This is a genomic window from Burkholderia sp. Tr-20390 (assembly GCF_017104595.1).
GTDB lineage: Bacteria > Pseudomonadota > Gammaproteobacteria > Burkholderiales > Burkholderiaceae > Burkholderia.
This window is the reverse complement of record NZ_JAAGPC010000114.1, coordinates 21,748-27,747: the sequence shown is the minus strand read 5'-3', so window position 1 is coordinate 27,747 and position 6,000 is coordinate 21,748. Positions and strand designations below refer to the sequence as shown.

Annotated in this window: 5 protein-coding genes and 2 pseudogenes; 4 read left to right on the top strand and 3 right to left on the bottom strand. The window is 64.5% G+C overall.

The features are described from left to right. Positions 1-134, bottom strand: a pseudogene (locus G3N98_RS26025) (ribonuclease E/G); the annotation flags it as partial. Between G3N98_RS26025 and G3N98_RS26020 the strand changes: the two are divergent. The 4 genes and pseudogenes from G3N98_RS26020 to G3N98_RS26005 all read left to right on the top strand — a co-directional run. Continuing rightward, a pseudogene (locus G3N98_RS26020) lies at positions 133-303 on the top strand (collagen-like triple helix repeat-containing lipoprotein); the annotation flags it as partial. The pseudogenes G3N98_RS26025 and G3N98_RS26020 sit on opposite strands and share 2 nt — an antisense overlap. A 40-nt stretch (positions 304-343) precedes the next feature. After that, positions 344-1,768, top strand: a complete 1,425-nt coding sequence (locus G3N98_RS26015; protein ID WP_206149589.1) for a collagen-like triple helix repeat-containing protein — start codon at positions 344-346, stop codon at positions 1,766-1,768. Between the two features lie 144 nt (positions 1,769-1,912). Further along, positions 1,913-3,598 carry a POTRA domain-containing protein gene (locus G3N98_RS26010; protein WP_089425222.1) on the top strand — a complete coding sequence of 562 codons (1,686 nt, stop codon included), beginning with the start codon at positions 1,913-1,915 and terminating at the stop codon, positions 3,596-3,598. A gap of 166 nt (positions 3,599-3,764) precedes the next feature. Beyond that, positions 3,765-4,226 (top strand): DUF2147 domain-containing protein, encoded by a 462-nt coding sequence (locus tag G3N98_RS26005; protein ID WP_046545504.1) that lies wholly within the window; start codon positions 3,765-3,767, stop codon positions 4,224-4,226. Positions 4,227-4,329: 103 nt separating this feature from the next. Here the strand turns inward: G3N98_RS26005 and G3N98_RS26000 are convergent, their stop codons facing one another. After that, the gene (locus G3N98_RS26000) at positions 4,330-4,740 is read right to left on the bottom strand and encodes a transposase (protein ID WP_089425221.1); all 411 of its coding nucleotides are present in this window, start codon (positions 4,738-4,740) and stop codon (positions 4,330-4,332) included. Positions 4,741-4,884: 144 nt separating this feature from the next. Then, complete coding sequence (gene zapE / locus G3N98_RS25995; RefSeq protein WP_089425220.1) at positions 4,885-5,982, bottom strand: cell division protein ZapE; 1,098 nt, start codon at positions 5,980-5,982, stop codon at positions 4,885-4,887. Between the last annotated feature and the right edge of the window lie 18 nt (positions 5,983-6,000).

The following is a 6,000-nucleotide window of genomic DNA, read 5'->3' as shown; positions in this document are numbered from 1 at the left end:
CCCGCGAATTCCGACAGGCGCTGGTACGTCTCGCGCGAATCGACCTGGATGCGCGTCGTGTCGTCGTTCGCGAAATCGCGCAGCACGCGCTGCGCGAGATCGAGATCCTGGTACAGCAGGCTCGTCGGCGGCAGCCCGCTTGCTCCGGTGACGAACGTCGTGTCCACGGTGACCAGCACGGTCGGCGCACCGGCATTGACCGGCGGTACGGGCGCCGTCACGAACTCGGGTTCGTCGTCGAATCCGCTCGCGCCCGTCACGTCGCTGATCGGCGGCCTGCTCGGCGGCACGCACGGCAAGTAAACCAAGATCCATCAATCGACAAGACAGCGAGGAGTCCATCATGTCCCAGCAACGTTCTCTCACGACAGCCGCCCTGCGCCAGTGGCGCGCGCCCCTCACGGCCTTCGCCGCCGCCTGCCTGCTGGCCGCCTGCGGCGGCGGTGGCGTCAGCTCGCCGCCGACCAGCAGCAACGACAATAACAACCCGAGCACGAGCGGTACGCCAGGCACGAGCGGCACCAGCGGTACGTCCACCGGCACCAAGGGCGTGGTCAGCACGGTCGGCCAGACGGCCACCGACCTCGGCAGCACGGTCGGCAACATCAGCGTGCCGGGCCTCGGCGACGGCGTGACGAAGGGTGTCGGCAGCACGCTCTCCAGCACTGGCACGATCGTCGGCGCCGCCGCCGATGCGGTGAGCAACGGGCTGGGACAGATCGGCACGACCAAGGATCCGGTCGGCACGACCGTCGCGGGCCTCGGCAACGTGGTCGGCGCGACGAGCAACACGGTGTCCGGCCTGAGCTCGACGGTCAAGGCGCTCGGCACCGGCCAGCTCGCGCCGCTCGCGCCCGTCACGACGCCGGTCGGCACCGTGCTCGACACGGTGGCCAACGGCTTGACGGCTGCCGGCACGACGATCGGCTCGACGCTGTCGTCGGGCGCCGTGCAGCAGGTCACGCAACCGCTCAGCTCGGCAATCACGCCGCTCGTGATCACCGCCGGCCAGGTCACGCAACAGGTCGGCACGACGACCGGCCTCGGCCAACCCGTCTCGGGCCTGCTCGGCCAGGTCGGCGGCGCGATCAGCTCGGCCGGCAAGCAGGTGGGCAGCACGTCGAGCCAGCCGCTCGTCGGCGACGTCGGTCAGCTCGTCACTGCGGTCGGCAACACCGTGACCAACGCGGGTGGCCTCGTCAACCCGAACGGCCCGAACGGCGCGGCACCGATCCCCGGCCTGATCACGAGCCTCGTCGGCGGCTCGACGGCGACCGTACAAAACGGCACGTCGTCGGGTTCCGGCTCGACGAATCCGCTCGGCGGCCTGCTGTCGGGTCTCGGCTCGACGCCGCTCGGCTCGCTCACGGGCGCACTCGGCGGCGCGACCGGCGGTTCGGGCAGCAGCCCGCTCGCGCCCGTCACCGGCCTCGTCTCCACCGTCACCGGCGCACTGAGCGGTGCGGCAGGCGGCAGCGGCGGCCCGCTCGCCCCCGTCACGAATCTCGTGTCGACGGTCACGGGAACGCTCGGTGGCGCAACGGGTGGCGCAGGCAGTGCAAACCCTCTCGCGCCTGTCACCGGTTTGCTGAATACTGTCACCGGAGCAGCGGGCGGCGCAGCAGGATCCGGGGGATCGAGCCCGCTCGCACCGGTCACGTCGCTGGTTGGCGGCGTCACGGGTACGGCAACGTCGGGCGGCGGCTCGACGGGGCTGCTGGCACCGGTAACGGGATTGCTGGGTACGCTGGGTAGCGTTGGCAAGTAAGGAGGACGGTCGCACCTTCGCAGCCGGAGCGGATGGCGCGGCCGTACAAACACAACCGGCATTGCGGCACGCGGCGCGCGGCACCCTGGTGTCGCGCGCCGGCATTACAAAGAAGACGAAGAGCAAGGCCAACGAGGAAGAACAATGAAATCCAGACTCGACAGATGGATGATGCTGCTCGCCATCGCGGCAGCAGGCACGGCACATGCACAAACGCGCGTCGGCGGTAACCCGCTCGACTCCCTGCCCCAGATCAATGCGCCGAAAACCGGCCCGAACGTGACCGTGCAGGTCGCACCGCAAGCGCCGCAATTGCAGGAGTTGCTGTCGCGTCACCTGACACCGACCACATTCCAGGTCGAAGGCGTGAAATCCGTTCCGTTCGACGAGATCTCGCGTCGCTTCACCCCGCTCGTCGGCAAGGACATCACGATCGGCGAGCTGATCGAAACCGCCAACGGCGTGACGAAGCTGTACCAGGATCGCGGCTTCGCGCTGTCGTTCGCGTTCGTCCCGGCGCAGACGTTCGAGAACGGCGTCGTGCGCATCACGGTTGTCGAAGGCTATGTATCGGACGTCAAGGTCACCGGCAAGCCCGGCGCGATGGAATCGAAGATTCGCGCAATCGCCGCGCATATCACTGCCGATCGCCCGCTGCGGCGCGCGACGTTCGAGCGCTACGTGAACACCTTCGGCCTGTTGCCCGGCCTCACGGTCAAGGCGAACGTACCGCCGCCGCAAACCACCGACGGTGCCACGACGCTCGAACTCGCGGTCGACCGCAAGCCGTTCAACGTCAGCACCGGTATCGACTTCAACCACCCGGGCGTCCAGGGCCTCATCACCGCGACCGAAAACGGCCTCACGTCGTTCGGCGAGCAACTGAGCATTTCCGCGCTGGCGCCGCCGGGGCGCGACAAGCAAACTTATTTCGCATTCAGCGGCGCGGTACCCGTGGGCAGCAGCGGCCTGATCACGCGCCTCGACGCGAGTACCTATCGCGGCAAGCCCACTGACAATCCGGGGCTGCCGTCGAGCGTCCAGCGAACCGTAAAGAACGAGAAGCTCGGTCTTTCGGCATCCTATCCAATACTTCTCAACAACCAGCGCAGCCTGCTCGGCACGGTGTCGGGCTATGCAGCGCATAACGACGACAACTATCAGAACAAAATCAACGGCAATACCCTCGACAACAGGTCGCAGGTACGCGTGCTGCAATTGCAGCTCGACTACACGAGCGTACAACCGAAGCAGGTGCGAAAACTGAGCGTCAACGTCGCAAAGGCGTTCGACATCCTCGGCGCATCGAAATCGCAAACCGGCCTGGTTAACGGCTCGACGATCACGTACGCCGACCCGACCTCACTGACCTTCGTCCGTACCGGCGCGACCTTCACGCAAACCAACGAGTGGCCGTTCCGGATCGGCACGTCGGTTTCGCTGACCGGGCAATACAGCCCCGACTCGCTGCCGACGTCCGAGCAGATCTCGTTCGGCTCGACGCGTTACGCGCTCGGCTATCAGCCGGGCGAAGCGTCGGGTGACTCGGGATGGGGGATGTCGCTGGAGGTCAACCGCGGCTTCACACCGGGCTGGACGTACATGAAATCCATTACGCCGTACATCGCCTATGACATGGCGCGTGTGTACCTGCACGCAGGCACACCGTCGCCGAACCGCATGTCGTCGGTCGGTATCGGCGTGCGTTTCACCGACAGCCGCTTCTACAGCCTCGACCTGAACGTCGCGAAGCCGGTGGGTGACGCACCCGTCGAAAGCGCGTCACGCAGCCCGCGCATCAACGCCGCATTCTCATATCAGCTCAACTGATCGGTCACCAAACAGCCCGCGCCACGCGGGCTGTTTCGATTAGAGTCCCCTCTATCAAACGTGGCACGCGGTTTCACGTATTCTGGCGAAGCTCGCAACATGCCCGCCCCATGCAGACGGTCGTGCGGGCAAATCGAACACGACATGCAAAACAAGGAGGACGACAATGATTCAACTGACCCGCCCGTTTCGTGCCATCGCCGTCGCCGGCGTATTGCTCGCTTGCGCCGCTCCCACGTTCGCACAGGCAGACAGCCCCATCGGCATGTGGCAGACGATCGACGACAACACGCATCAGCCGAAGGCACTCGTGCAGATCGCCGAGGACGGTGACGGTGCGCTGACCGGCAAGGTCGTGAAGGGCCTCGGCGCGAACGATACGCCCGATCGCCGCTGCACCGCCTGCACGGACGAACGCAAGGATCAGCTCATCAAGGGCATGACGATCATCAAGGCCATGAAGAAGGAAGGCGACCACTGGGACGGCGGCAACATTCTCGACCCGGAGAACGGCAAGGTCTACAAGTGCAAGATGACGCTTGAAGACGGCGGCCAGAAACTCGTCGTGCGCGGTTACATCGGTGTGTCGCTGCTCGGTCGTTCGCAGACCTGGGTTCGCCAGCAGTAATGCGGCTCGCGCTTAAATGCGCGGCGCAATGAAAAAATCGGCCTGCGACGAAGTCGTCAGGCCGATTTTGTTTTGGTGCATGCGTGGCGGGAACTGATGAACATCACGCGGCATGCTTCAGCGCGTCCGACGCATAGCTGCCAGGTGCGCGATACGCGGGCGCCGCATTGCTGCGTGCTTCCGCCGCCTTCGATTGCGTGTGCTTGCGCATCCGCGTGGACAACTCGTTGCACAGATTCACGCCTGCGTCGCCATAGAGTTCACGCATGACACTCATCAACGTGCCCGTCTCGTGCCAGACCTTGAAGCGACGATGGCAAGTTTGGTACGACGGGTAACGACGCGGCATGGCCGACCACGTTGCGCCGCTGTAGATCACCCAGAGCACGCCGTTCAGGACGGCACGCGTATTGGCCAACGGGCGGCCGCGCAACTCGGTGCGCGGCTGCATTTCGGGCAGAAGCGACGCAACGCAGCGCCACTCTTGATCGGTCAGATCGCGATACGGTGTCATGGATATCTCCAGCCTTAGTAACCATGACACAACGATATCGGCTCACCTCAACAATGAATATAAGACAAATCCGAAATTACCCTGAGATTGCCTTAATTTGACCGGAATTGACGTTTGAATCCCGTCAATTGCCGGAATTCGCACTCAGGTCAGCGACGTATCGACGATGCGGCGCGGCGTTTCGATGTATTCCTTCGACTGCATCTCGACGATTCGCGAGACCGTGCGTGCAAACTCGTTGGCCATCGGGCCTTCGATGTACAACTGCTCCGCCGGCACCGCCGCGGACATCAGCAGCTTGACCTTGTGGTCGTACAGCACGTCGATGAGCCACGTGAAGCGCCGCGCCTCGGACGCCATCCGCGGCGACATCTGCGGCACTTCGGACAGCACGATCGCGTGGAAGCGGCTCGCCAGCTCGAGATAGTCGTTCTGCGAGCGCGGGCCGCCGCACAGCGTCGCGAAGTCGAACCATACGACGCCGTCCGCCTTGCGCAGTGCCTTCAGTTCGCGCTTCTCGATATGCAGGAGCGGGCTTTCGTCGGGAACGGCAGCGAGCTTCTGGAACGCATGCCGCAATTCGCGATCGGCATCCGCGCCGAGCGGCGTGTGATACATCTTCACCTGCGCGAGCGTGCGCTGGCGATAATCGACGCCCGCGTCGACGTTGAGCACGTCGAGCCTGGACTTGATCAGCGCGATCGCCGGCAGCATGCGGTCGCGATGCAGGCCGTCCGGATACAGGTCGTCGGGATCGTAGTTGGACGTCATCACGAACTGCACGCCGTTGTTGAACAGGCGGTCGAGCAGGCGGTAAAGGATCATCGCATCGGCAATGTCCGACACGTGGAACTCGTCGAAGCAGATCAACCGGTAGCGCTTCGCGATGCGCCGTGCGAGTTCGTCGAGCGGATCGGCCTGCCCTTTCAGTTCCTCGAGCTCACGGTGCACTTCGCGCATGAATTCGTGGAAATGCAGGCGCGTCTTGCGCTGCACGGGCACGACCGCGTAGAAGCTGTCCATCAGGAAGCTCTTGCCGCGACCGACGCCGCCCCACATGTAGACGCCGCGCGGGAGGTCGGGATGATTGATGAGCTTCTTGAATGCGTTCGAGCGGCGCGCCTTGTACTCGACCCACTCGTCGAAACATTGCTGCAGGCGATCGACGGCCGCGCGCTGTGCGGGATCGGACTGATAGCCGCGCGTGGTCAGTTCGCGCGTGTAGTATTCGGTGACGTTCATCGGGCAAACCGGAAAAAA

What these genes read in the sequence shown, in the direction of transcription:
- G3N98_RS26000 (WP_089425221.1), bottom strand. Translation starts at nt 4,740, where the DNA reads ATGACACCGTATCGCGATCTGACCGATCAAGAGTGGCGCTGCGTTGCG.
- G3N98_RS26005 (WP_046545504.1), top strand. Translation starts at nt 3,765, where the DNA reads ATGATTCAACTGACCCGCCCGTTTCGTGCCATCGCCGTCGCCGGCGTA.
- G3N98_RS26015 (WP_206149589.1), top strand. Translation starts at nt 344, where the DNA reads ATGTCCCAGCAACGTTCTCTCACGACAGCCGCCCTGCGCCAGTGGCGC.
- zapE (WP_089425220.1), bottom strand. Translation starts at nt 5,982, where the DNA reads ATGAACGTCACCGAATACTACACGCGCGAACTGACCACGCGCGGCTAT.
- G3N98_RS26010 (WP_089425222.1), top strand. Translation starts at nt 1,913, where the DNA reads ATGAAATCCAGACTCGACAGATGGATGATGCTGCTCGCCATCGCGGCA.